Raw genomic sequence first — 25202 nt, forward strand, 5'->3', positions numbered from 1 at the left:
GTTCCGTCGCGCGTTTTGTTAACTGCGCGGCAAGTAGTTTGCCTTACCTACCCACTTGTAACTGGTTAATTCTTCAAGACCCATTGGACCACGGGCGTGCAGTTTCTGCGTAGATACGGCGACTTCCGCACCTAAACCAAACTGTGCTCCGTCAGTAAAACGTGTCGAAGCATTCACGTAAACCGCTGCTGAGCCGGCCGAATTAATAAACAGCTCAGAGTTTTCTAGACTGTTGGTCATGATCGCGTCTGAGTGGCTCGCATTGTGAACACGCATGTGGTCAATCGCTTCTTTCACGTCTGCAACGACTTTAACGCCCAGCGTGTAGCTCAACCATTCGGTATCAAAATCGCCCTCAGCCGCATCACGAATTTGCGTCGCGTTGCTCATCAGTGCTTTAGCCTTTGGTTCGGCAACAAACGTGACTTTGTCATTCAAGCGTTCAGCCAGCATTGGTAAAAACTCTGCGGCAATACGTTCGTGCACTAATAGCGTATCCAGTGAGTTACACGCAGAAGGGCGCTGCACTTTAGAGTTCTCAACCACATCAAGAGATTTGGCTAGATTAGCGCTCTCATCAACAAAAATATGGCTGATACCAAAACCACCGATGATCACTGGGATCGTGCTGTTTTCTTTACACATTTTGTGTAGACCAGCGCCACCACGTGGAATGATCATATCAACATAATCGTCGAGTTTAAGTAACTGAGAAACCAACTCACGATCCGGCTTTTCGATGTACTGCACAGAAGCAGCAGGGAGATCAGCTTTAGCCAGTGCTGACTGAATCACCTTGACCAATTCCATGTTAGAGAAGAAGGTTTCTTTACCACCACGCAGAATACTGGCATTACCCGTTTTCAAACACAGAGCCGCGATATCGATGGTCACATTTGGGCGCGCTTCGTAAATCACACCGACAACACCAAGTGGTACTCGGCGGCGAGACAACGACATACCGTTTTCCAGCACCTTACTATCAATTTCACTACCGACAGGATCATTCAAGCTGATCACATTACGGACATCATTGGCGATGCCCGTTAAGCGCTCTTCATTAAGCAGTAAGCGGTCGAGCAGTGCATCGGTTAGACCTGCCTCACGACCCAGTTCAATATCTTTTGCGTTTGCGGCCAAAATGGTCGCAGAGTTAGCTTCCAGCTCATCGGCGATGATGGCCAATGCTTGGTTCTTTTGTGCTGTTGAAGCCGTTGCTAGTTGGAAAGCCGCGTCTTTGGCAGCTTTACCCATAGAAATCAGTTCCACTATGTTTCCCTCTTCTTATACCAATGTCGTTTAATCGTCAGACAGTATGAGACTTGGTATTATTCTTGGATTACTACCATATCATCACGGTGCAGCACTTCGCTGCCGTAGTCATAACCCAATATTCCTAAAATATCTTTGCTGTGTTTGCCGATGATTTTGGTCATGTCTTTGCTTGAGTAGCTTGAGATGCCGCGCGCGACAATTTTACCGTTCACGTCGGTCACTCGAACCACATCGCCACGAGCAAACTCACCGCTTACTTTGGTTACGCCTTTCGCAAGCAAGCTACTGCCTTTAGCGTAAACTGCCTTCGCCGCACCTTCATCAATCACGATATCCCCAGACGTTGCTGGACCAGCTAGAATCCAACGCTTACGGTTTTCCAGAGCTTCTTCACACGGTAAGAAACGCGTGCCATGTGGCTCATCACCAAGTGAATCAAAAATCACGTTTGGCGCGCTGCCCGCCGCGATAATCACTTCAATCCCTGCACGGCGAGCAATATCCGCCGCTTGCAGTTTGGTCGCCATACCACCCGTACCTAGCGTCGTGCCGCTACCGCCGGCAATTTTACGCAGCGTGTCGTCGATGGTTTTGACTTCTTTGATCAGCTCAGCTTCTGGGTCTTTACGCGGGTCCGCGGTAAACAGACCTTTTTGGTCGGTCAGCAGCAATAGCTTGTCTGCGCCACACAAAATACCCACCAAGGCAGATAGGTTGTCGTTATCACCGACTTTGATCTCGCTGGTCGCGACCGCGTCGTTTTCGTTAACGATTGGGATAATATCGTTTTCGACCAGAGCATTGATGGTGTCACGTGCGTTGAGGAAACGCTCACGGTCTTCCAGATCCGCGCGAGTCAACAGCATCTGACCGATCTTTATGCCGTAGATACCGAACAAGGCTTCCCAAGTTTGAATCAATTGACTCTGGCCCACCGCTGCAAGCAACTGTTTGCTCGCCATCGAGTTGGGGAGTGCGGGGTAACCAAGGTGCTCACGTCCGGCAGCAATCGCGCCCGACGATACCATGACCACAGAGTGACCTAGTTTTTTAAGCTCTGCACATTGACGCACCAACTCAACCATATGAGCACGGTCTAACGCCAACGTACCACCAGTTAATACACTGGTACCCAGTTTAACTACTACAGTTTTCGGCTGTAGAGTTTGTCCGCATTCTTGATTCATTCTCGTTCTGCTATGAATAAAATAAACAGGTTCTAAGCTATTGAAACCACTTCTCTCTACGACATCATCATGGTTCATGCTGAAAGTCGTCGCTAGAGTCGGCACGACATAAACTGTTTGTTTTACAGGATTATGTCGAAATAGCATCCAGACCTGTTGTTTTAGCAACCCGAGCACAAATTCACAAGTAGAAAAGGCGCCAAACGGCGCCTTTTTAATAGAGAAAAAATATAACAGGTAAAAATTAGACGAATTCAACAGATTCTTCGTGCATCTCTATCTCTAGTGCAAACTTTGATTGCATGGTCTCAACGAGCTTAAGATGGAATGCTTCCTGAGTTCGGTTGACATCATCAATCACGTTTTTTGGCAGCGCTTCATCCTGCCACTCCCCGCTGATGTCGTAGAGTCCCTTTCTGTAGCGAGCTTGATAAACCTCTCCTTGTTTTTGCAGCTCGAGCCACCAGCCCCAGAACTCCCTCTTTTCCGGTGACTTTTTGTCATTAACACAAACAGATAAACAATCGAATACGTAATACCCCTCTTCACTCTGAGGCTCACGTAAGTACGGTCCTATCGCTTTCAGCGTTGTTAGCAAGCGGTAATGAGTTGGAACTTTAGCCATATCAGACATATGAATCTCCATATTCATTTCTGTATTTATAGTTACAGACGCCATTTTATAACTTATTGTTTCCACGCGTCTTGAAGTTCAGTTTCGTCTAAATTAAACGAAATGTCATCTCATTAACTCATCCTCCAACCACTTGATCGCTAAATCGAGGGATTGCTCATATCCTTGTGAAATTGTCTTGGAACTGATTTTCTTCGCTTTGCCATAATCGCTAAACAGCGCCACCATCTGGTTGTCACTGTACGGAGAAACCGGGTCACCCTCTAAACTCATTGCCAGAATAGGAACTCTGGTCTTGCGACTGGAAAGAATCCCCTGCACTTTCAGCGACCAAGCCATCAACTGACTCGATAAGCTATGGATATCAACCGCATCCTTACCCAAGCGCGAGGCCAGTACATCCAAGTACATTTTTGGCATTTGCTTCAGCTTTTGAGGAGAAGAAAGCACATCATGAATAGGCGCACCGAGTGACACACACGCTTTAATTTTGTCTTGTTCCATGAACGACAAACGCACCATAGCGTTGCCGCCAAAACGAAAACCAATCAGCCCGACGCTGTGGTGATCAACCCAAGGAATACTGTATAGCTCGTTAAGTACCGCTTGGTGCAACACTGAGGTATCTTCGGTCAAATTCCAGTGGGTATTGTGGCCGACCGACGGCATATCGATGGTCATCATCGCGATGCCTTTTTTCGCCAAATGGTCACGGAATAGCGTCCACAAATCGGTTTGCAAACTATCAAGGCCAGCGCTAACCAAAACCACAGGCTGTGGCTTCTCGGTTGAAGTTAAGTGCAGGTGCGCAATGATCTTCTTGTTCTGATACGGGACTTCGATACGCTTAACGATGAACTTGGTTTTTTTCGCCGCTTCGCTATAAGCCGTACTGGCAAGTACTTGCGCCTGAATCGCTAAGTTATCGTTTTTTAGGTGTGGATAACCAGCAATACTGAAACACAGTGAGGCATTAAACATTTCATCAGCGGCCTCTTCACCCTTGAGTTCTCCAGAACGCTTCTGGTGCAGCATACCTAACTTAATCCATTCGTAGGTCCAGTTTCCACTGTGATAGCCCATCACGGTATCTAGCCACTGCTCTTGAGTTCGAGAATGCTTCGAAGAGGCAATCTTGGCCAACACAGCTTCTATCTCAATCGGATCAATTCCCTGCCATGCCCACTGCATTCGACGTAAGTTACGATACCACTTGAAATTATCTTGCTCGCGTTTCTGGTCTAAAAACGCTTCGCTACTTGGCATGTATTTGATGAGAGCGGATGTTTCTCTGGCTTGCTTGTGCTTAACAAAAAGACGTTCAGAGAGGTTTTTGCTGACTTCCTCGGACATTACTGGAACCTAGCTTGTTAGTATTTTCTAAATAGTAATAAAAAAAATGACCCAATGAAGGGTCATTAATCAAGAAACGGAAAGTTATCTGCCTGAATCTTATTTTTGCTTACGGTTAATTGGCTCAATGTATTGAATTGCCATATCCCATGGTTGTTCAATCCACGTTTCCTGAGCAATATCGACAACGTAGTCGTCAAGTAGTGCAGCACCTGATGGCTTCGCACATACCGCAATCAGTTTCGCTTTTGGATACAACTCACGAAGCTTACGCGCGGTGTCACCGCTATCAACCAAATCTTCTACGATTAGGAAACCTTCACCGTCACCCTCTGGCGCTTTAATCACGCTCATGTCACGTTGATGATCGTGGTCGTAGCTTGAGATACACACAGTATCGACGTGACGAATACCCAACTCACGCGCCAGAATTGCACCAGGAACCAGACCACCACGGCTTACTGCCCAAATGCCTTTCCACTGCTCTGCTGGCATCTGCTTTGCTGCAAGCTCGCGACAAAACGCATGCATTTGGTCCCAAGTGATGACAAATTTCTTGCTCATTGTATTAACCTAATTCTAAAAATGTTGAGGGCCTGTAAAACCAGAAATATCTAGCTTTACAGACCCTTATAAACTTATTAAGCAACGATGTACTTGATGATAAAGATCGCAGACATAACCCAAACACTCAGAGAAACGTCACGGCCTTTGCCACTAAACAATTTGATAGCCGCGTAAGCGATAAAGCCTAGAGAAATACCTTCTGCAATCGAGAAAGTAAGAGGCATAAGTAGACACGTTACGACTACCGGAGCTGCTTCTGTTAGGTCGCGCCAATCGATGCTTACCAGACCCGAAAGCATCAGAATTGCGACATAAAATAATGCACCTGCCGTAGCATAGGCTGGGATCATGCCAGCTAGTGGAGAGAAGAATAGAGCAAGTAGGAACAAAATGCCAACGACGACAGCCGTTAAACCTGTGCGCCCGCCAGCAGAAACACCAGAAACACTCTCAATGTAAGACGTGGTGTTCGACGTACCAAGTAATGCACCAACGGAAGTCGCGGTAGAATCCGCCAATAGCGCTTTGTTCAGACGAGGAATCTTACCGTCCTCGCCAACCAAACCCGCTTTTTGCGATACGCCAACCAGAGTGCCTGCGGTATCAAATAGGTCAACAAATAGGAAAGCAAACACAACGGAGATCATGCCGACTTCGAATACTGAAGAGAAATCCAGTTGCAAGAAAGTTGGCGCGATACTCGGTGGCGTAGACATAACGCCGCCCCATTGCACGTCACCAAACACAAGACCTAGACCTGTTACCGCTAAGATCGCAATCATTACCGCGCCTTTAAAACCACGGTGTACTAAAGCGATCGTCAAGAAGAAGCCGATAGAGCCCAACACAGCAGGAAGAGAAGTAATCGAACCTAGTGAAACCAGTGTCGCTGGGTTATCGACAACAATACCCGCATTTTTCAGGGCGATGAACGCAAGGAACAAACCGATCCCCGCAGAAATGCCCGTGCGTAATGAAAGTGGGATCGAGTTGATAATCCACTCACGAATCTTAAACACGCTCAACAGGATAAACAGCACACCAGAGCAGAATACCGCCGCAAGCGCAACTTGCCACGTGTATCCCATACCCAGAACAACTGAGTAGGTGAAGAATGCGTTTAAGCCCATACCTGGAGCTTGAGCGATTGGGTAGTTTGCCACTAGACCCATGATAAAACAGCCGATAGCAGCGGCTAAACAGGTCGCGACAAATACCGCGCCGCGATCCATACCTGTATCAGCCAGAATCGCAGGGTTAACAAAAATGATGTAGGCCATCGTCAGGAAGGTAGTGATACCTGCGATGATCTCAGTTTTCACGTTCGTGCCGTTTTCACTGAGTTTAAATAGCTGTTCGAACATAATCGAATCCTATAAGGGGTAAAAGTAAACGGTTGCGTAATCGATTGGCGGGAATTATAAAGTCATCAAATAGCAAATTCCAGATGGAATTCCCCCTCTAATAGACATTTCTATTGATAAGTACGGTAAATAGATGTGGACTTGTTGCATTCCATAAGAAAACTCTCATTAGAATCAAAGAGTAACTAACAAACTAAATAAAAACTCTAAAAGTTGTTTTTTTGCACTATGTCGTAAACTTTCATGCAGTTCGACGCAGAATGAAACGATAAACGTATGTGTTTATGCGAATGATATTCAGCACAATGAACCAAATTGAAGTTCGATATGGTGAGAAGAGAAAAAAGCAGGATAAAGCAGATAAAAAAAACGCCACTCGATAGCGAGTGGCGGTTGAATCATGTCAGCCAATAAAAGAGCTGTAAAAAAATTCCAATATATAGGGGTGAACAAACTGTTCGAGAGTAACAAGCTTTGGATTAGTAGCCGAAACTTGTTGGGTATGCAAAGCTGCCAGTGTAAACAGAGCTGTTTAACCAGAACGCTGCACTTGGTAAACCTTTCATAACTATCACCTTCTAAATCAATTAAAACAGAATACAAGTATTGATTTCTCGGTTCCTTGGAGGCGACAAATCGGACTCATCCTTTGAGCATTTTCTCTTCGCTTTCGAAGTTGATGTAAATATACCCTAAAGAAATTTAATTACAACCCTAAAAGTGACAAAAGTCACACTATTTTTGAAAAATGACTAGGATCAAATGAATTCTGTAATTAAATTACAGAATTATCAACCGGACTGTAAATTTTATAACAAAATGATATGAATTAACACGCACAATCTTCAACTGGCGAGTTTTTGCATTCTGTGATTACGGCGAAACATTTCGTTTCCGCTTTTACTATTCCCTAGGCTCAGGTAGTGCTATTCTTTGTTTCACTAATTAATAGAACATATTTGGATTTTTGTTCTGTTAATCTGACACATATGCATTACAAGATCTGGCATTATTCGAAACAAGGAGTCATCCGTGTCTGAATTCCATTCTGAAATCAGCAACTTATCACCTGCACCATTGTGGCAGTTCTTCGATAAGATCTGTTCTATCCCTCACCCTTCAAAGCATGAAGAAGCCCTAGCTCAATACATTATTGATTGGGCAAAAGCACAAGGCTTAGATGTTCGCCGCGATCCAACCGGCAACGTATTCATCAAAAAGCCTGCAACTCCAGGTATGGAGAATAAGAAAGGTGTGGTTCTTCAAGCGCACATCGACATGGTGCCACAAAAGAATGAAGACACTGATCATGACTTCACTAAAGACCCAATTCAGCCGTACATCGATGGCGAGTGGGTAACCGCAAAAGGCACAACATTAGGTGCAGATAACGGTATCGGTATGGCTTCGTGCCTAGCGGTTTTGGCGTCAAAAGAGATCAAACACGGCCCAATTGAAGTACTGCTTACTATTGATGAAGAAGCGGGCATGACTGGCGCTTTCGGCCTTGAAGCAGGTTGGTTGGAAGGTGAAATCCTTCTCAACACTGACTCTGAGCAAGAAGGCGAAGTCTACATGGGTTGTGCTGGCGGTATCGACGGCCAAATGACATTTGACATCAAGCGCGAAGTACTGCCTGCGGATTACGTTACTCGTCAGCTTATCCTTAAAGGCCTAAAAGGTGGTCACTCAGGTTGTGACATCCACACAGGTCGCGGCAACGCAAACAAACTGGTGGCACGTTTCCTTGCGGGTCACGCGCAAGAGTTAGACCTACGTCTGATCGAATTCCGTGGCGGTAGCCTACGTAACGCGATTCCTCGTGAAGCGTTTGTCACGGTTGCAGTACCTGCTGCAAACGAAGCAAAACTTGCCGAGCTATTTAGCTACTACACTGACTTGCTAACACAAGAACTGGGCAAAGTTGAAACCAACATCGTTTCTTTCAACGAAGCGATCGAAACTCAACAGCAAGCGCTGAGTCTGACAGACCAACAACGTTTCATCGCAGCGCTAAACGCATGTCCTAACGGCGTCATCCGTATGAGCGATGAGATTGAGGGTGTGGTTGAAACATCACTCAACGTTGGTGTCATCACAACAGAAGCAAACCAGATCAACGTGCTATGCCTTGTACGTTCGCTGATTGACTCTGGCCGCCAACAAGTTGAAAGCATGCTGACATCAGTCGCAGAGTTAGCAGGCGCGAGCATTGAATTCTCTGGTGCTTACCCGGGTTGGAAACCAGACGCAGACTCAGAAATCATGGCTATCTTCCGTGATATGTACGAAGGTATTTACGGTCACAAACCAAACATCATGGTCATTCACGCAGGCCTTGAGTGTGGTCTATTTAAAGAACCTTACCCGAACATGGATATGGTTTCTTTCGGCCCAACGATTAAATTCCCTCACTCTCCAGATGAGAAAGTGAAGATCGATACCGTTGCCCTATTCTGGGATCAGATGGTAGCACTACTGGAAGCGATTCCAGAGAAAGCGTAAGCCCTAGATAATCTCATCCAAAAGCCAGCACCCTTGCTGGCTTTTTTATTCTCCATTCCTGTCCTTTTCAATAAAATAATTTTGTCGTTACGGTGATTTTTTTTCGTTAGTCACCACCTTTACAGGTTGTTACATTCGCCGTCCTTGAAGCGCCTATGAGTGAACCTCCTCACTCTCCTTCAAGCCATACTCGTCTATACTTAACGAGTCATGTTGGGGATGCTCACGTCATTCGAGCATCTTAACTCTCTCTAAAATTACTGTTACTGCAATGAAAGAAAAACTAATAGTAGGTTGGCGTGAAACGCTGAGCCTTCCCGGTTTAGGTATTGATAAAATTAACGCAAAAATTGATACCGGAGCCCGAACCTCTTGCTTGCACGCATTCAAAGTAGAGAGCTTTAAGAAAGACGAAGCTCTATGGGTAAGATTCTGGATCCACCCAATCCAACGTAACTCTGATGTAGAAGTTGTTTGTGAAGCCAAAGTGATCGATGAGCGCATCGTACGTGACTCCGGCGGTCATGAAGAGTCTCGCTATGTCATTGAATCAGAGGTGAGCATCGGCGGCCAAACCTGGCCGATTGAGATTACATTGACGAACCGTGAAAACATGGCATTTCGCATGCTCTTGGGTCGTACTGCTATGCATGACCGAATTATCGTTGACCCTGTAGAGTCATTTTTAGTCCCTTTCGAGGAAAACAAATAATGAAAATTGGTATTCTGTCTCGCAACTCAAAACTGTACTCCACAACGCGACTGATTGAAGCGTGTAAGGAGCGAGGGCACGAGGTCAAAGTGATTGATGCACTTCGCTGCTACATGAATATCAACTCTGAGAAACCAGAGATTCACTTTAAAGGTGAAGAGTTGTCTGGCTTCGACGCCATCATCCCACGTATCGGCGCGTCTGTGACCTTTTATGGTACAGCGGTGCTACGTCAGTTTGAGATGATGGGTGTCTACCCAGTAAATGAATCCGTTGCGATTACACGTTCTCGTGATAAATTACGATCAATGCAACTTCTTTCACGCAAAGGCGTGGGCATGCCAATCACAGGCTTTGCGAGCAAACCTGATGACGTTAAAGACTTGCTTGAAATGGTCGGTGGCGCACCGGTTGTGATCAAGTTGCTAGAAGGTACTCAAGGTATTGGTGTGGTATTGGCGGAAACGCGTAAAGCAGCAGAAAGTGTTGTTGAAGCGTTTATGGGCCTGAAAGCCAACATCATGGTGCAAGAGTACATTAAGGAAGCTGGCGGCGCGGATATTCGTTGTTTCGTTATCGGTGACAAAGTGATCGCGGCGATGAAACGTCAAGGTGCAGATGGAGAATTCCGCTCTAACTTACACCGTGGTGGTAGCGCTTCTTTAGTAAAAATCACCCCACAAGAACGCCGCACTGCAGTAGCAGCGGCAAAAATTATGGGGCTGAATGTGGCTGGTGTTGACCTATTACGCTCAGAGCGTGGTCCACTGGTGATGGAAGTGAACTCATCTCCAGGTCTTGAAGGTATTGAGACCGCAACTGGTAAAGACATTGCTGGAATGATTGTCGAATTCATTGAGAAAAATGCGGCAAGTCAAAGGACAAAAACGCGTGGCAAAGGCTAGAAGAAATAGCGCATTTGAATTTCTCGGCGAGTCAATCTCGCCGGGAGAAAGAAGAGTCATGGAACTGGAAGCAGCGAAGCTATATACCCATTCGCCACTTTCTATTCCGGTCGAAATCATCAATGGTAAACTTCCTGGCCCTGTACTGATGGTCAACGCCGCTATCCACGGCGATGAGCTGAATGGGGTTGAGATTGTGCGCCAGTTGATTGATACCATTGATGCCGACAAGCTCAAGGGCACTTTAATTGCAGTGCCAATTGTTAACGTGTTTGGCTTTATCCATAAGTCGCGTTACTTGCCAGACAGGCGCGATTTAAATCGTTGTTTCCCGGGCAGCGACAAAGGCTCACTTGCGTCGAGAATGGCGCATACCTTTTTCTCTCAAGTTGCGGAACGTTGCGACTATATTATTGATCTTCACACAGGGGCGATTCATCGCACTAACTTACCGCAGGTTCGTGCTGACTTAAGTAACCCTGAAACCTTGCGTATTGCTCAAGCATTTGCCACTCCTGTGGTGATTGACTCTCCTTTACGAGAAGGGTCACTGCGCAGCGAAGCCGAGCGCTTAAACATTCCGGTGTTAACCTATGAAGCCGGAGAAGCGCTGCGCTTTGAGCCGATTTGTATCAACGCCGGCTATTTAGGTGTTAAACGCGTGATGCAGGCGATCGGCATGATACGCAAAAGCCGTAAACGCCTACCGACCTCAGTGATTGCAAAATCGACCAGTTGGTTGCGCGCTGAAAGCGACGGTATTTTACGTACCCTAGTTACCCTTGGTGAGAAAGTCACACGAGGTCAGGTGCTGGCGTACATTAGCGCGCCGCTCGGTCACAGTGAAATTGAGTTAAAAGCACGCAAAGGCGGGATTGTCATCGGTCAGCAAACGCTGCCGCTTGTTAACGAAGGGGATGCCATTTTCCACCTTGCCTACTTCGAGGAAGATGACCAAGAAGTCGAGCAGGTTGTCGGAGAATTTATCGGCGAAGTGTCTGATGCGGACCTTGAACCCCTCACGACCGGACAAATAACCGCACCTTCTTCAATATAAAAAAGCCCGCGATAAATATCGCGGGCTTTTTGTATCCACTTCGCTTAACCAAACGACGCCCATATAACGGTAGCCACAAGGATTGGACAAACAAACTTAACGTACGACGGCCATACCTTGCCAAACCAACCCAAAGTGAAGTCTGGATTGCCTTGTTCTAACTCTTTCACTTTCGAATGACGGCTCCATACCCAACCACCAAACACACAGAACAGTAACGCGGCTGTCGGCTGAAGATATTGCGTCGCAACCGTCGCAACTAGACCAAACAACTCACCGAAGTTGTAGACAATCACCACACTGAACAGCGCAATCAAGCCACCCAGTACCCAGCTGGTTGTACTTCTCTTGGTATTGAATCGCTCACCCACCAGCGCAACCGGACATTCCAGCATAGAAATAGACGAGGTCAACGCAGCGATAGTGAGCAATAAAAAGAACACGATAGCGAACAGCTGACCAAGTAAGCCTAAACTATCAAACATCAGCGGTAGCACGGTAAAGACCAATGTATCTGAGCTGAGTAGCGAACCATCTTCTGCGTAGATCTGTACGCCTTTTTGCATCGCAACAAACATGGCAGGCATCACGACTAAGCCAGCAATAAAGGCAACCGCAGTATCCACCAGCGTCACGTTCATCGCCATCTTAGGCAAGTTCTCTTTCTTGCTTAGGTACGAGCCGTAAATCAGCATCGAACAGCCACCAATCGTCAGTGAGAAGAAGCCCTGCCCCATCGCTGCCAGAATCAACTTGCGGTCCATCACTTTCTCAAAGTCTGGCACTAGGTAGTGCTTTAGCCCTTCCATCGCGCCCGACTGCGTCATGATGTAAACAAACAATAGTGCAAACAAAACAAATAACGCAGGCATCAAACGGGTTGACCACTTTTCAATCCCTTGCTTAACGCCACCTTGTACGATCAAAACGGTAAGAACATAAAAAGTAATCGTACCGAACAAGTTACGTTCAACGCTAAAGCCTTTAAACCAAGATGTCAGCTCTTCTAAACCGATAACGTCAGTAATTGCGCCCAACAAGAAACAAATCAACCAGCCGCCAACAATGCTGTAAAACGCCAATACCGCACTTGGCACACTTAAGCCAATCCAGCCCACCGCCGCGCCAAATCGCTTGCCCGTCGGGTTAGAAGTCAGAGAACGCATGCTATCAACCGGGTTTGCCTGACCATGACGACCGATTGCCATTTCTACAACCAGCATAGGAAAAGCAACAATCAGGATCATTACTAAGTAAACCAATAGGAAAGCACCACCACCATTGCTGGCCGCTTGCGTAGGGAATCCCCAGATATTACCTAAACCGACAGCCGCACCAGCAGCCGCAAGGATAAAACCGAGGCGAGAACCAAAATGTTCGCGAGATTGAGATGTATCGACTTGTGCCATACCACTTAACTTTGCACTTATGAACTAGCTGACTAGTACGTTATTATAAAACACTAGTAATAGCAATGGTTACAGAAGAATAAATCGCTCAAAAGCCAAGTAACCAGCACAGTTTCAGCGCAGTTCACAACCTTGCTAGTATGATAAGCGAGACTCGTAATGAAAGGATTGACTTAATGAGACATAAACAAAGAGCACCGGACGGTGCTCTTAAACAAGTGACAAATAATTAGATGGTAAAGACTTGGTAGTCTTTGAGTTCAGGGATCTGTTTAAGCAGGTCTTGCTCTTGTTCTGCCATGTCATCCAGTGAATCACAGAATTCTTGGCTGCGCTGCTCTACCTCACCCGCATGTTCCGCCATACGACTGGCAATGCGTTCTTTGAGTTTCGACATCGAGTCGGCCATCTCAGTTAGGTTGATCCCACCTTCCGCTTTCATCTTTTCAGACATCGCGTTAAAGGCACTGGTGACGAACTCTTCGTTAAATAGCGCGGTTGCCTTGTCGAAGTCTTCACTCCAGTTTTCGGTAATCGAACCGAAGCTATCCGCTGGTAAAATCAAATCGCCATCTTTGTAGTAACGCGCTTCGATGTCAGCATAGAACTGCTGCATTGATTGTTTTACGTTATCGAATGCTCCCGGTGCGTCAAAGCTCTCTGCCACATCGTCGATAATGTTGTTTGCCAGGTCTAAGCCATCCTGCGCTATTTGCTTCGCTTTAGGGATGTAGTCATTTAAGTTCTGACGGTAATCCGCCACCGCTTGTTTCTGCTCGTCAGTGAGCGTGATGTATTCACCATCTATCTTCAGGTTGTTGTCTGCGTCGACGACCGCGCTCTCACCGTTCGCCTGATAAATCTCGACCGTTTCACCATCGAGGTGAATCTCATTTTTTAGGTCTACTTTACACTGCGCCGCCATCGCTTGGCTTGAAAGCAGTAATGGTAGTAGTAATAGTGTTGTTTTCATTCTTGTCATCCTGCTCTGTCCATTCACCGACACCATATCAAATGGGTAAAACACAATGTCAGCTTATCGTTTCTATTTCGTAATAGTAAGTATTGTCGCCAGCTTGATAACGCACTTCGTCACCTACTTGTGTACCTTTGATTGCTTTACCCAACGGCGATTCAAACGTCACTAGGGTTATCGTCTGGTTTTCAAACTGAACCTTCATACCACCTTCACACGGTGCGACAAAAAATCGCTTTCGGTTGTCGTCGAGATCAACCAAAGTTACTAACGTCCCCAACACCACCTTATCTGGCGATTCGGGTAGGTGCAATTCTCTAAAGCGGCGAAGCTCTTTTTCGCTCTCTTGAACTCGCATTGCTTGTCCATGAGCCAAGTACGACGCTTCAAGTGCAAGCGTATCGTACTTATGTTCTGGCACCGTTTCTTCATCGGTTGCTGACTCTATCGCTCGCTGTACCGAGCTATAAGCAATCGCTAACTTTTGCTCCAGCATACCTAAAATAGTTAGGCGCAGATCCGACTTATTCATACAAAAACCATATTCCGTCCGAGCGTTTACCCCTAGAATAGAGGTCATTACGCCTGAAGGATACCTGAATCAATCGTTATGAACAGCTCAAATAACACGATCAATATTTACCAAACGTTACGCGAAACTTTTGGTTTTGAAACACTCCGTCCCGGTCAGGAAAGCGTTATTGAGACTGTGCTTGACCACCGTTCCTGTGCCGCTATCTTTCCAACAGGCTCTGGCAAGTCTCTCTGTTACCAACTGCCTGCGATATGCTTACCACACTTAACCTTGGTAGTCTCTCCTCTATTGGCGCTAATGAAAGATCAGCTCGCGTTCTTGGCGAGCAAGAACATTCCCGCCGCATCGATTGACTCGACGCTCAGCAGAGAAGAAGTTCAAAGCACTATGGAGCGAGTACGAAACGGCGACATTAAAGTGCTGATGATTTCTATCGAGCGACTGAAGAACGAACGATTTCGCCAGTTCATTAGCCAAGTACCGATATCTCTGTTAGTGGTGGACGAAGCACACTGTATCTCAGAATGGGGGCATAACTTCCGCCCCGACTACCTCAAGCTCCCTCAATACGTGCAAGAGTTTCAAATCCCCCAAGTATTGCTGCTAACTGCAACAGCGACTAAAGCGGTTATTGCGGATATGCAAAGCAAGTTCGCCATCGCTGAATCGGACGTGGTAGTCACAGGCTTTTACCGACCCAACCTAGATATTACCGTAGCGCCTTGCCAAGATGACGAGAAACTCGAACGCTTGCTAAGCGAGTTACAAACGGCCCCTAGCGCGCCAACCATCGTCTACGTCACGCTGCAAAATAGCGCAGAGAATGTTGCCTCAGAGCTAAGAAAAGCCGGAATCAACGCCCATCCGTATCACGCAGGATTGGATAATGACATCAGAGAGCGTATTCAAAATGATTTCATGCGTGGTGAAATTGACTGTATCGTCGCGACAATTGCCTTTGGTATGGGGGTCGACAAATCAGACATCCGCCGTGTGATTCACTTTGACCTGCCAAAGTCGATAGAAAACTACGCTCAGGAAATTGGGCGAGCTGGACGCGACGGACAAAAGTCTGACTGTATCCTGCTTGCCAATCAAAACGGCATTAGCACGCTAGAAAACTTCATCTATGGTGATACGCCGGAGCGCGAAGAAATCCAGTTCATATTACGACAAGCCATCGACGCTTCGCCTCAATGGGAAGTGGTGCTAAGTCGGCTGGCAAGCGAAAGTAATGTCCGTCAGTTGCCGCTAAAAACCTTATTGGTCTACATGGAAATGGCGGGCGTTATACAAGCGCAATACAGTTACTTTGCCGATTATCGTTTCAAGTTTCTTCACGACAAACAATTCATACTGTCACAGTTCAACGGCGAGCGCAGAGAGTTCGTTAATGCGATTTTCCAGTGCTCACCACAAGCAAGAACCTGGTGCCAGGTTGACTTTGAAACCCTGTGGGCGCACTTCCAAGCGGATCGTCAACGTACGATTGCAGCACTGGACTATTTCCATGAAAAAGGCTGGATCGAATTAGAAAGTAAGTTGATGACCGAAGTTTATCGCGTCAACGCCGTGGATAAGCCGATTGATGCACTGGCGGATTCCCTCGCCCAGCTGTTTAAAGACAAAGAGCAAAGCGATGTTGAGCGAATTCATCGCCTACTGCAGTTCTTCGAGTCTGAACAATGCTTGAGTCACGGTCTCGCGGACTATTTTGGTGACCACAATGCGCCAAGTCAGTGTGGTCATTGCAGCGTATGCCGTGGGCATATTGCCCAGCTACCCAAAAGTCACACTCAACAAGCTAGCGCCTCAGAAGTCAGCACTTGGCTCGGCGAGTTACAGAAAAAATCCGCGACACCACTTTCACACAACCTAAAAGCCAAGTTTCTCTGTGGTATTGCGACACCCTTATTTACCAAGCTAAAAGCACGCTCACTCACTGGTTTTGCCCGTTTAGAAAGCACGCCTTATGCGCAAGTACTAAAACTGGTAGAATCAGTCAGCGGCTCAGAAGAAGCTTAATTGTTTGGTTTGATCTTCGGGTTTAAGCATCACGCTTAAACCCAGCAAACGAATCTCACGCCCTTGTTGCCGTTTGAGGATATCACTGAGCAGTTGCTTGAAATAATTCAACTCGAGCTCAGGGTGGATATGCTCGATGGTCGTCAGCTGGAAGTCAGCAAACTTGAGTTTGATCCCCTGCTTGATGATCGCCTTATCCGGTGAGACTTTAATCAGGCGTCTTTCCAATTCAGGAAATAGCTTGTCTTCGATCACTGCCCAACATTCGTCGTAAGTCGAAATGTTCTCACTGAAAGTTCTTTCAACGCCTAAAGACTTCCGTTCACGTTCGGTGATCACCTCGCGTTTATCGATTCCATGACTTTTGTTCCACAGCGAAGCGCCTTGACGACCGAACTTAAGCAATAGTTCACGATAATCGCTGTTCTTAATGTCTTTGCACAAGAAAAAGCCCGCTTGATGCAACTTTTCCAAACTGACTTTACCCACTCCGGGGATCTTCTCCAACGGCAGTTTATCCACTTCTTCCTGAACCTTATCTGGCGGGATAACATACTGTCCATTGGGTTTGTTCATATCGGATGCCACCTTGGCGAGAAACTTCACTGGCGCGATACCAGCAGAGGCAGTGAGCTGCAGTTCATTCCAAATATCCCGGCGAATTGCCTCAGCAATTAACGTCGCCGAGCCACGGCATTGCGGCGAATCGGTCACATCAAGAAATGCTTCATCTAAAGACAGCGGTTCGATCATCGAGGTATAACGAGAGAAGATTTCGCGGATATGCCGAGAGACTTGTTTGTAAACGTCCATGCGCCCAGGGACGACCAATAACTGCGGACACAACTGCAGGGCTCTCGACGTTGGCATCGCGCTACGAACACCAAACTTACGTGCTTCATAATTGCAGGTGCTGATCACGCCACGCTGTTTCTCATGTCCGCCAACGGCCATTGGTTTACCACGATAATTCGGGTTATCTCGCATCTCGACCGCAGCATAAAAGCAATCCATGTCGACATGAATGATCTTCTTAATACGCTCTGACATGCGTTCAACTATTAATAATACTGGTTAAAAAAACAGTATAGTTAATTTCTTCGTTTCTGGAAACCGTTCTAAACCATCAGCGGGAAAGTAATACTTTTCGGTTAATATTAAATCTGAGATTCATTCACATTTATCACAACAATCATTTGCCGAATCAATAAATTGATGAAAAATTATACGCAACAAATTTCAATAACAACAACGTCAGCTCATAGGATGCGTATAATGAAACTCAACCTTTCACACTCTTTTGTGGTTCTTTCGTCTGCTGCACTACTGTCTGCCTGTAGTACGCCTGTCAAAGACACCACGCCTATCAACCCAACCACGGTAGTAAAAGCCAAGTATTCGATGGAAGGCTTGTATTTACCTGATGGTCAAGGCAATCAAATCTCGTATACCCGCCCTTCTATGCGTCATATCCAATCAGATTTTGAGGCAGAGAGCTTTATGAGTAGCCTTGCTAACTTTAACCAAAGCGACATTTACAGGTTTGACAGAAACCTAGTGTGGGAAATCGACCATGAGTCAGAAACCTATCGTGAATGTCCGTTGGAAGGCTGCGGTACGTTTAGTTTTGCAGAACAGTTTGGCGAAGGAGAAGAGTCTGAATCGGAAGATCCGCAATCTTACGAGGAAATGAACTGTTCGGTGTCACTGAAAAAGAATGAATTTTCGGTAAAACCAACCGGTAAAACTCGCACCATTTCAGGCATGCAGACCGACGAGTACTCGGTCACTTGGCATGTAGTGTTTGAAGATAAAAAACAAAAAACTGACCAAAACTTGCTGCGCTTCAGCGTTTGGACTGCGACACCAAATAGCGATATCAAACAAGCGTGGAAAGTTCACTCACAAGCAACGGACAATTACCTCAATGCCGTCGGTGATAACCACCCATTAGTACGAATTTTAGGCCGAGATGGCTATAAAGCCATTAGCGCATTTTCCGGCGATATTGAAAACACCAATCCTAAATCTACTAATGCCGTGTTCAAAAAACTGGAGACGATTAAGGGCTATCCACTGAGCTTGAAGATGGAGTTTTTCCAACAAACTCAAGCGTGCCAGGAAGAGAAGCAGCAAGCAGCAAGCGCGCAACTTGATTTCAGCAACGGCGTTGACGGTTTAACCGAGTCTGCCACTGACATCGTTGGTGGTTTGTTCAGCCAGAAAGTTGACGAGAAAATGCGCGAATGGCAAAAAGATGCCTTGATCCGTTACGTTTACGAAGTAACTTCGGTCGCGGAAGAAGGCGTACGTGATAGCAAGTTTGACGTGCCAGCCAACTACCGTTTATCTGACCGTCAGTAGACAATAATGGCAAAGCGGTCATCGCGCCGCTTTGCTTTTTAATCTCTCAGCATCACATCCAATTGGTCAACGAGCTCGGCCCAGTCTGCGTCTTCTTCTATCGCCTGTTTAAGAAATGCCGCTTGTGCATCGTTCCAAAAGCTTGCTTCATGAAGCAGTACTGCATCTCGACGTTGTCGGTGTTCCATAACAAATTGCTTGATCTCTTTATCCGAACTTCCTAGTCCTAGTTGTTGAAACAGTTCAACCATTCCGTGTTGATGCAACTCCATAGTCCCTCCGAGTGTAGGCTTGATTTCTATCAGTATAGCTAAGCTCAGCTCGCTGCAATGTAAGTCTGCTATTTCCGTTTCCTACGGCCCACGTTTTAACAGGCAAAAAATAACCCGGACTGAGCCGGGCTATACGAGATTACATTATCAGACACGGCTGTTAAGCAATTCGGTCTTTTTCCCAAGCCGCAAGCTTCTCTGCACGCGCCGCTTCACGAGCTTCACGCTTTTTACGCGCGTCACACGGTTCTGGGCAGTTACATACTTTTTCGATACCTACTGCGCCTAGTCCGCCACAGCTACCTTTTACGACTTTTTTCTGGATGATATAGCCGATCGACATTGCGGCAATCACGGCAACAAATACCGCGAAAGTGATTAAAAACGTACTCATAATGACATGCTCACTTATGTAATTATTGGCTTACGTATGGCTTGTAGGCATCAGATGCCAGCTCTTTAAAGCCATCTTCGGTCTTCACAATCATTAGCACTGGGATATTATTCTCTTGTGCTACTTGCATCCCTTTTACTTCACCCATCACCATCAGGCCAGTCGCTAGACCGTCTGCCGTCATCGACGATTTATCCAATACTGTTACTGAGACCACTTTGTGGCTAATTGGTTTCCCCGTTTCAGGATTGATGATGTGTGAGTAACGAATGCCATCGCGCTCAAAGTAGTTGCGGTAATCACCAGAGGTTGCCACAGCCATTTCACCCGGTTCGATGATCTCTTGGATGGCACGCTCGTCAACCGACGGCTTTTCAATCGCGATACGCCAAGGCACGCCTTCACGGTTTAGGCCTTTCACGCGCATCTCACCACCCACTTCGACCATGTAGTTCATGATGCCTTGAGATTGAATGTAATCTGCAACGACGTCAACACCCCAACCTTTTGCGATAGTCGACAAGTCTACGTATAGATTTGGAATGTCCTTTTTCAGCGTGTTGCCTACCACTTCTAGGTGTTCGATACCTGTGTTAGCACGGCGTTCGGCCAGCTCTTCATCGCTTGGCACGACTTCTGGACGAGCTTCAGGACCAAAACCCCATAAGTTAACCAAAGGTCCTACAGTCACATCCAATGCGCCTAAAGTAAGACCGTTGAGGCGAATCGCTTCTTTCACTACGGTTGCAGTTTGAGGAGAGACTTCAAACGCATCAGACTCTGTGTATTGGTTAAAACGACTTAGCTCTGAATCTTTGCGGTAAGTCGACATTTGATCGTTCACTTCTTCAAGTAAGCGGTCGACTTCTTTTTGTAGTTCAGTCGCTGATGGAATACCTTCCGCAACGATGTATTTAATGTTGTAAGTCGTCCCCATTGTAGGGCCAGTAAGATGTACTTGCTCCGCAGGCTGTTCACAACCGGCAAGAACTAAAAGAGAAGCGAAAGCAACAAGCCACTTTTTCACTTGTTTAACTCCTATGGAAAATTGAAATGGATATAGAGAATAAGTTGAGTCGATATGAACCTATTTTCTATATCAATTAATATTTAGAAAAAACAATGGCTGACCCGTAAGAGTCAGCCATAAATTTCAATCACTTAGATGGATTAACCACCGAAGTCATCTAGAAGGATGTTTTCATCTTCTACACCAAGATCTTTCAGCATGCCGATAACAGCTGCGTTCATCATCGGTGGACCACACATGTAGTATTCACAATCTTCAGGAGCTTCGTGATCCTTCAGGTAGTTTTCGTACAGTACGTTGTGGATGAAACCTGTGTAACCATCCCAATTATCTTCTGGCATTGGATCAGATAGAGCACAGTGCCATACGAAGTTGTCGTTTTCTGCTTGTAGGCCGTCGAAATCTTCTACGTAGAACATTTCACGCTTAGAACGTGCACCGTACCAGAAAGACATCTTACGCGTAGAGTTTAGACGCTTAAGTTGGTCAAAGATGTGCGAACGCATCGGTGCCATACCTGCACCACCACCAATGAATACCATTTCAGCATCAGTATCTTTCGCGAAGAACTCACCAAATGGACCTGAAATCGTACACTTGTCGCCTGCTTTAAGAGACCAAATGTATGAAGACATGATACCAGGTGGTACGTCAGGATTATTAGGCGGCGGCGTAGCGATACGCACGTTTAGCATAATAATACCTTCTTCTTCTGGGTAGTTAGCCATTGAGTAAGCGCGGATTGTCTCTTCGTTTACTTTAGACTCGTAGCGGAACAAGTTAAATTTGTCCCAGTCTTCTCGGTACTCTTCAGGTACATCGAAGTCAGCGTATTTCACGTGGTGAGCAGGTGCTTCAATCTGGATGTAACCACCAGCACGGAAAGGTACTGATTCGCCATCTGGAATTTGTAGCTTAAGCTCTTTGATGAATGTTGCTTTGTTATCGTTAGAGATAACCGTACATTCCCACTTCTTAACGCCGAAGATTTCTTCTGGAAGTTCGATGTCCATGTCGGTTTTCATCGCAACCTGACACGCTAGACGCTCACCTTCACGCGCTTCACCTTTAGTAATATGGTCAAGCTCGGTAGGTAGGATATCACCACCACCAGATTTAACTTTTACGCGACACTGACCACAAGAGCCACCGCCACCACAGGCAGAAGAAACAAATACACCAGCACCCGCAAGAGCGCCAAGTAGTTTGCCACCTGGTTGTGTAACGATCGCCAAGTTAGGGTCGTCGTTCACAGAAATTGTAATGTCACCTGTTGGTACAAGCTTAGACTTAGCGAAAAGAATCACTAGTACTAGAGCCAGTACGATCAGAGTAAACATCACTACACCAAGAATAATGTCCATTGACTATTCCTTAATTGTTGCGGTTTACCCGACTTACAGTTGAACACCAGAGAAAGACATAAAGCCTAACGCCATTAGACCTACAGTGATGAACGTGATACCTAGACCACGTAGACCAGGAGGTACGTCAGAGTACTTCATCTTCTCACGGATACCTGCAAGAGCAACGATGGCTAGCATCCAGCCCACACCAGAACCGAAGCCGTAAACAACAGATTCAGCAAAGTTGTAGTCACGTTGTACCATGAAAGATACACCACCGAAGATCGCACAGTTTACTGTGATCAGCGGTAGGAAGATGCCTAGCGCGTTGTACAGAGGCGGGAAGAAACGGTCTAGAACCATCTCTAGGATCTGTACAAGTGCAGCGATTACACCGATAAAGGTGATGAAGTTTAGGAAGCTAAGATCGACACCTTCAACTAAAGCGTTTTCTCTTAGTACTAGGTTGTAAACAAGGTTGTTTACTGGAACCGCGATAGTAAGTACAACTACAACCGCAACACCTAGACCAAAAGAGGTCTTAACTTTCTTAGATACCGCAAGAAACGTACACATACCTAAGAAGAAAGACAAAGCCATGTTTTCGATGAAAATCGATTTAACTAACAGACTAATGTAATGTTCCATGACGTCCTTACTCCTTCGCTTCTACTTGTTCTGGTTTCAGAATACGGATTGCCCAGATCAGGAAGCCGATTAGGAAGAATGCAGATGGTGCTAGCAGCATCAGGCCGTTTGGCTGGTACCAACCACCATTGCTCACTAGAGGTAGTACTTCCAAACCAAATAGTTTGCCAGAGCCAAATAGCTCACGGAAGAAACCAACAGTGATAAGAACGAAACCGTAACCAAGACCGTTACCGATACCGTCAATAAGAGAAGGTACTGGCGCAGATTTCATTGCGAATGCTTCAGCACGACCCATTACGATACAGTTCGTGATGATAAGACCTACGAATACCGATAGCTGTTTAGAGATATCGTATAGGTAAGCTTTTAGCACTTGGTCTACCACGATTACTAGCGAAGCGATGATCGCCATCTGAACGATGATACGCACGCTGTTAGGAATGTGGTTACGGATTAAAGATACCGAGAAGTTAGACAGAGCAGTTACAAATGTTACCGCTAGCGTCATAACAAACGCAGTCTCTAGCTTAGTTGTTACTGCAAGAGCAGAACATACACCAAGAACCTGTAGCGCGATTGGGTTGTTATCCAATACTGGCGCTAGAATGCTCTTTTTAATATTTTGTGCGCTAGACATTAGTTCAGACCTCCGTCACGAACTTTTGCTAGGAATGGACCAAAGCCCATATCGCCTAACCAGAAGTCAAATGTGTGTTGAACACCGTTACTAGTTAGTGTCGCACCTGACAGGCCGTCAACACCGTGCTCAGAACCTGCTGGTGCACCACCTTTCACTACCTTGATAGCTGGCTTGTGGTTTTCATCAAACAGTTTCTTGCCTACGAATTGTGCACGCCAGCTTGGGTTCTCAACTTCACCACCAAGTCCAGGAGTTTCACCCTGCTCGTAGTAAGTGATACCAGACACTGTGTTACCGTCAGTTTCAACGGCAACGAAAGCGTACATCATAGACCAAAGACCGTTACCGTGAACCGGTAGGATAACTTTAGATACTGCGTCGCCATCTTTCACTAGGTATACAACACCCGTGTTAGCACGACGAAGGATCTTAGCCTTGTCTTCATCAGCAGATAGCTTGATTGACTCAGCAGGGTCTTTCGCCGCTTTACGTTGGTCGTAAGTCGCAGCGTCGCCTTCTACAAAGTCACCAGTGTTAAAGTCAACTAGACGTGGTTCGATGTATTGTGCAAATAGCTCAGGCACTTTTTTACCTGTCGCATCAATGCCCGCAACTTCAACGATCTTAGATTGCTTATCTAGTACAGCGTTAGCTTTTTGCTTATCGCGTAGACCTACTGCTGCTGTTGAAACGATGATTGAACAAACAAGGCTCAACCCGACAACAACACCCAGCGTCTTTTTAATGCTGTCGTTATTACTTGCCATAGCGTGCTTGTCTCCGCTTGATGTTCTTCTCAATAACTAAGTGGTCGAACAGAGGTGCAAACAGGTTCGCGAATAGAATCGCCAGCATCATACCTTCTGGGTACGCTGGGTTAACTACACGGATTAGAACACACATTACACCGATTAGAGCACCGTACCACCACTTACCTTTGTTGGTAAATGAAGCAGATACAGGGTCTGTCGCCATAAAGAACATACCGAATGCAAAACCACCTAGAACTAAGTGCCAGTGCCATGGCATGTTGAACATTTGGTTCGTCTCAGAACCGATCACGTTGAACAGCGTCGCTGTCGCAATCATACCGATCATTACACCTGCAATGATGCGCCATGAAGCGATTCGCATGTAAACGATCATCGCTGCACCGATCATCAGTGCTAGAGTCGAAACTTCACCAATTGAGCCAGGGATGTTACCGATGAAAGCGTCCATCCAAGTGATAGGAGCGCCAGTTACAGTGTTAACTAGAGCACCGTTACCACCTTGAGCCCATTGGCTAAGAGCCGTCGCACCAGAGAAACCGTCAGCTGCTGTCCACACTACGTCACCCGAGATTTGTGCTGGGTAAGCGAAGAATAGGAATGCACGACCTGCTAGTGCTGGGTTTAGGAAGTTACGACCTGTACCACCGAAGATTTCTTTCGCTACAACCACACCGAAGGTAATACCTAGCGCTGCTTGCCATAGAGGAAGAGTTGGTGGAACGATAAGCGCGAACAAGATAGAAGTTACAAAGAAGCCTTCGTTAACTTCGTGCTTACGCACCATACAGAACAGCACTTCCCAGAAACCACCAACAATAAAGACTGTTGCGTAGATTGGTAGGAAGTAAGTCGCACCGAGTAGCATCTTACTGCCAACCCCTGCATCTGCGGCGATCGTGCCACCTAGCATTTCGGTTAGCCAGTAATGCCAGTTGCCTGCAACTACTGCCGCTAGTTGGTCACCAGCGTGCATGTGAGTCAGTGCTGCGATAGCTTGGCCACCCGCGTTGTACATACCCCAAAACATTGCTGGGAATACCGCGAACCAAACCATGATCATGATACGTTTTAAGTCAACGCTATCACGAACGTGCGAGCTTCTCTTTGTTACAAGACCCGGAGTATAAAACAGCGTCGCAGCTGCTTCATAAAGGGCAAACCACTTCTCGTGTTTACCGCCAGGCTCAAAGTGATGCTCGATGTCTTCAATAAACTTTTTAAGAGACAT

Annotated in this window: 24 protein-coding genes; 6 read left to right on the plus strand and 18 right to left on the minus strand. The window is 46.3% G+C overall.

Translation table 11 applies throughout. The features are described from left to right. Positions 1-18: 18 nt before the first annotated feature. The 6 genes from HCZ42_RS14770 to HCZ42_RS14795 form a co-directional block, all read right to left on the minus strand. Positions 19-1269: a glutamate-5-semialdehyde dehydrogenase gene (locus tag HCZ42_RS14770; RefSeq protein WP_167421417.1), complete on the minus strand. Its 1251-nt coding sequence runs from the start codon at positions 1267-1269 to the stop codon at positions 19-21. 59 nt (positions 1270-1328) lie between these two features. Further along, on the minus strand, positions 1329-2462 hold the full coding sequence (gene proB / locus HCZ42_RS14775) for a glutamate 5-kinase (RefSeq protein WP_167421418.1): 1134 nt from the start codon (positions 2460-2462) through the stop codon (positions 1329-1331). A 244-nt stretch (positions 2463-2706) separates the two neighbouring features. Beyond that, the gene (gene crl, locus HCZ42_RS14780; RefSeq protein WP_167421419.1) at positions 2707-3096 is read right to left on the minus strand and encodes a sigma factor-binding protein Crl; all 390 of its coding nucleotides are present in this window, start codon (positions 3094-3096) and stop codon (positions 2707-2709) included. 105 nt (positions 3097-3201) lie between these two features. Next, positions 3202-4449: an esterase FrsA gene (gene frsA / locus HCZ42_RS14785; protein ID WP_167421420.1), complete on the minus strand. Its 1248-nt coding sequence runs from the start codon at positions 4447-4449 to the stop codon at positions 3202-3204. A 99-nt stretch (positions 4450-4548) separates the two neighbouring features. Then, the gene (gene tet(34), locus HCZ42_RS14790; protein ID WP_053408911.1) at positions 4549-5013 is read right to left on the minus strand and encodes an oxytetracycline resistance phosphoribosyltransferase domain-containing protein Tet(34); all 465 of its coding nucleotides are present in this window, start codon (positions 5011-5013) and stop codon (positions 4549-4551) included. 77 nt (positions 5014-5090) lie between these two features. Continuing rightward, entirely contained in the window at positions 5091-6380 is a 1290-nt protein-coding gene (locus HCZ42_RS14795) for an NCS2 family permease (protein WP_167421421.1), read from the minus strand. A 1032-nt stretch (positions 6381-7412) separates the two neighbouring features. Here HCZ42_RS14795 and HCZ42_RS14800 point away from each other — a divergent pair. The 4 genes from HCZ42_RS14800 to HCZ42_RS14815 all read left to right on the plus strand — a co-directional run bounded on the left by HCZ42_RS14800 (position 7413) and on the right by HCZ42_RS14815 (position 11559). Further along, the gene (locus HCZ42_RS14800) at positions 7413-8885 is read left to right on the plus strand and encodes an aminoacyl-histidine dipeptidase (RefSeq protein WP_167421422.1); all 1473 of its coding nucleotides are present in this window, start codon (positions 7413-7415) and stop codon (positions 8883-8885) included. Positions 8886-9156: 271 nt separating this feature from the next. Continuing rightward, the gene (locus HCZ42_RS14805; RefSeq protein ID WP_167421423.1) at positions 9157-9597 is read left to right on the plus strand and encodes an ATP-dependent zinc protease family protein; all 441 of its coding nucleotides are present in this window, start codon (positions 9157-9159) and stop codon (positions 9595-9597) included. Then, positions 9597-10502, plus strand: a complete 906-nt coding sequence (rimK, locus tag HCZ42_RS14810) for a 30S ribosomal protein S6--L-glutamate ligase (RefSeq protein WP_167421424.1) — start codon at positions 9597-9599, stop codon at positions 10500-10502. The genes HCZ42_RS14805 and rimK overlap by 1 nt, the downstream gene beginning before the upstream one ends. Beyond that, the gene (locus HCZ42_RS14815) at positions 10462-11559 is read left to right on the plus strand and encodes a succinylglutamate desuccinylase/aspartoacylase family protein (RefSeq protein ID WP_167421425.1); all 1098 of its coding nucleotides are present in this window, start codon (positions 10462-10464) and stop codon (positions 11557-11559) included. Before rimK ends, HCZ42_RS14815 begins: the two co-directional genes overlap by 41 nt. A 44-nt stretch (positions 11560-11603) precedes the next feature. On the opposite strand, the gene HCZ42_RS14820 is transcribed toward HCZ42_RS14815, so the two are convergent. The 3 genes from HCZ42_RS14820 to HCZ42_RS14830 all read right to left on the minus strand — a co-directional run bounded on the left by HCZ42_RS14820 (position 11604) and on the right by HCZ42_RS14830 (position 14476). Then, positions 11604-12968: a sodium-dependent transporter gene (locus HCZ42_RS14820; protein ID WP_167421426.1), complete on the minus strand. Its 1365-nt coding sequence runs from the start codon at positions 12966-12968 to the stop codon at positions 11604-11606. A gap of 229 nt (positions 12969-13197) precedes the next feature. Then, positions 13198-13941 carry a YggN family protein gene (locus HCZ42_RS14825; protein ID WP_167421427.1) on the minus strand — a complete coding sequence of 248 codons (744 nt, stop codon included), beginning with the start codon at positions 13939-13941 and terminating at the stop codon, positions 13198-13200. 58 nt (positions 13942-13999) lie between these two features. Then, positions 14000-14476 (minus strand): GreA/GreB family elongation factor, encoded by a 477-nt coding sequence (locus tag HCZ42_RS14830; RefSeq protein WP_167421428.1) that lies wholly within the window; start codon positions 14474-14476, stop codon positions 14000-14002. A 78-nt stretch (positions 14477-14554) separates the two neighbouring features. Here HCZ42_RS14830 and HCZ42_RS14835 point away from each other — a divergent pair, with 78 nt between their 5' ends. Beyond that, entirely contained in the window at positions 14555-16504 is a 1950-nt protein-coding gene (locus tag HCZ42_RS14835) for a RecQ family ATP-dependent DNA helicase (protein ID WP_167421429.1), read from the plus strand. Here the strand turns inward: HCZ42_RS14835 and dinB are convergent. Continuing rightward, positions 16490-17554: a DNA polymerase IV gene (dinB, locus tag HCZ42_RS14840; protein WP_167421430.1), complete on the minus strand. Its 1065-nt coding sequence runs from the start codon at positions 17552-17554 to the stop codon at positions 16490-16492. The genes HCZ42_RS14835 and dinB overlap by 15 nt on opposite strands. A gap of 225 nt (positions 17555-17779) precedes the next feature. On the opposite strand from dinB, the gene HCZ42_RS14845 reads away from it, so the two are divergent. Then, a complete protein-coding gene (locus HCZ42_RS14845; protein WP_167421431.1) occupies positions 17780-18868 on the plus strand; it encodes a hypothetical protein in 1089 nt (362 codons plus the stop codon). A 38-nt stretch (positions 18869-18906) separates the two neighbouring features. Here HCZ42_RS14845 and HCZ42_RS14850 read toward each other — a convergent pair whose 3' ends face one another. The 8 genes from HCZ42_RS14850 to HCZ42_RS14885 all read right to left on the minus strand — a co-directional run bounded on the left by HCZ42_RS14850 (position 18907) and on the right by HCZ42_RS14885 (position 25202). Next, the gene (locus HCZ42_RS14850) at positions 18907-19140 is read right to left on the minus strand and encodes a DUF2789 domain-containing protein (protein ID WP_167421432.1); all 234 of its coding nucleotides are present in this window, start codon (positions 19138-19140) and stop codon (positions 18907-18909) included. A 160-nt stretch (positions 19141-19300) separates the two neighbouring features. Next, on the minus strand, positions 19301-19534 hold the full coding sequence (gene nqrM, locus HCZ42_RS14855; protein ID WP_014232787.1) for a (Na+)-NQR maturation NqrM: 234 nt from the start codon (positions 19532-19534) through the stop codon (positions 19301-19303). A gap of 22 nt (positions 19535-19556) precedes the next feature. Further along, positions 19557-20561 (minus strand): FAD:protein FMN transferase, encoded by a 1005-nt coding sequence (locus HCZ42_RS14860; protein WP_167421433.1) that lies wholly within the window; start codon positions 20559-20561, stop codon positions 19557-19559. A gap of 143 nt (positions 20562-20704) precedes the next feature. Continuing rightward, positions 20705-21928 (minus strand): NADH:ubiquinone reductase (Na(+)-transporting) subunit F, encoded by a 1224-nt coding sequence (gene nqrF, locus HCZ42_RS14865; RefSeq protein WP_167421434.1) that lies wholly within the window; start codon positions 21926-21928, stop codon positions 20705-20707. A gap of 33 nt (positions 21929-21961) precedes the next feature. Then, positions 21962-22558, minus strand: a complete 597-nt coding sequence (nqrE, locus tag HCZ42_RS14870) for an NADH:ubiquinone reductase (Na(+)-transporting) subunit E (RefSeq protein ID WP_014232790.1) — start codon at positions 22556-22558, stop codon at positions 21962-21964. Between the two features lie 7 nt (positions 22559-22565). Then, on the minus strand, positions 22566-23198 hold the full coding sequence (locus HCZ42_RS14875; RefSeq protein ID WP_053408926.1) for an NADH:ubiquinone reductase (Na(+)-transporting) subunit D: 633 nt from the start codon (positions 23196-23198) through the stop codon (positions 22566-22568). Further along, entirely contained in the window at positions 23198-23968 is a 771-nt protein-coding gene (locus HCZ42_RS14880; protein WP_167421435.1) for a Na(+)-translocating NADH-quinone reductase subunit C, read from the minus strand. Before HCZ42_RS14880 ends, HCZ42_RS14875 begins: the two co-directional genes overlap by 1 nt. Next, positions 23958-25202 (minus strand): NADH:ubiquinone reductase (Na(+)-transporting) subunit B, encoded by a 1245-nt coding sequence (locus HCZ42_RS14885; RefSeq protein ID WP_053408928.1) that lies wholly within the window; start codon positions 25200-25202, stop codon positions 23958-23960. Before HCZ42_RS14885 ends, HCZ42_RS14880 begins: the two co-directional genes overlap by 11 nt.

The sequence above is a fragment of the Vibrio hepatarius genome (assembly GCF_011806575.1).
GTDB classification, from domain to species: Bacteria; Pseudomonadota; Gammaproteobacteria; order Enterobacterales; family Vibrionaceae; genus Vibrio; species Vibrio hepatarius_A.

Coding starts and splice junctions, on each gene's coding strand:
- HCZ42_RS14875 (WP_053408926.1), bottom strand. CDS start 23,198: ATGTCTAGCGCACAAAATATTAAAAAGAGCATTCTAGCGCCAGTATTG.
- HCZ42_RS14850 (WP_167421432.1), bottom strand. CDS start 19,140: ATGGAGTTGCATCAACACGGAATGGTTGAACTGTTTCAACAACTAGGA.
- nqrF (WP_167421434.1), bottom strand. CDS start 21,928: ATGGACATTATTCTTGGTGTAGTGATGTTTACTCTGATCGTACTGGCT.
- HCZ42_RS14830 (WP_167421428.1), bottom strand. CDS start 14,476: ATGAATAAGTCGGATCTGCGCCTAACTATTTTAGGTATGCTGGAGCAA.
- HCZ42_RS14805 (WP_167421423.1), top strand. CDS start 9,157: ATGAAAGAAAAACTAATAGTAGGTTGGCGTGAAACGCTGAGCCTTCCC.
- proB (WP_167421418.1), bottom strand. CDS start 2,462: ATGAATCAAGAATGCGGACAAACTCTACAGCCGAAAACTGTAGTAGTT.
- HCZ42_RS14885 (WP_053408928.1), bottom strand. CDS start 25,202: ATGTCTCTTAAAAAGTTTATTGAAGACATCGAGCATCACTTTGAGCCT.
- HCZ42_RS14825 (WP_167421427.1), bottom strand. CDS start 13,941: ATGAAAACAACACTATTACTACTACCATTACTGCTTTCAAGCCAAGCG.
- rimK (WP_167421424.1), top strand. CDS start 9,597: ATGAAAATTGGTATTCTGTCTCGCAACTCAAAACTGTACTCCACAACG.
- dinB (WP_167421430.1), bottom strand. CDS start 17,554: ATGTCAGAGCGTATTAAGAAGATCATTCATGTCGACATGGATTGCTTT.
- nqrM (WP_014232787.1), bottom strand. CDS start 19,534: ATGAGTACGTTTTTAATCACTTTCGCGGTATTTGTTGCCGTGATTGCC.
- HCZ42_RS14795 (WP_167421421.1), bottom strand. CDS start 6,380: ATGTTCGAACAGCTATTTAAACTCAGTGAAAACGGCACGAACGTGAAA.
- nqrE (WP_014232790.1), bottom strand. CDS start 22,558: ATGGAACATTACATTAGTCTGTTAGTTAAATCGATTTTCATCGAAAAC.
- HCZ42_RS14880 (WP_167421435.1), bottom strand. CDS start 23,968: ATGGCAAGTAATAACGACAGCATTAAAAAGACGCTGGGTGTTGTTGTC.
- HCZ42_RS14820 (WP_167421426.1), bottom strand. CDS start 12,968: ATGGCACAAGTCGATACATCTCAATCTCGCGAACATTTTGGTTCTCGC.
- HCZ42_RS14835 (WP_167421429.1), top strand. CDS start 14,555: ATGAACAGCTCAAATAACACGATCAATATTTACCAAACGTTACGCGAA.
- crl (WP_167421419.1), bottom strand. CDS start 3,096: ATGTCTGATATGGCTAAAGTTCCAACTCATTACCGCTTGCTAACAACG.
- frsA (WP_167421420.1), bottom strand. CDS start 4,449: ATGTCCGAGGAAGTCAGCAAAAACCTCTCTGAACGTCTTTTTGTTAAG.
- HCZ42_RS14845 (WP_167421431.1), top strand. CDS start 17,780: ATGAAACTCAACCTTTCACACTCTTTTGTGGTTCTTTCGTCTGCTGCA.
- HCZ42_RS14815 (WP_167421425.1), top strand. CDS start 10,462: ATGCGGCAAGTCAAAGGACAAAAACGCGTGGCAAAGGCTAGAAGAAAT.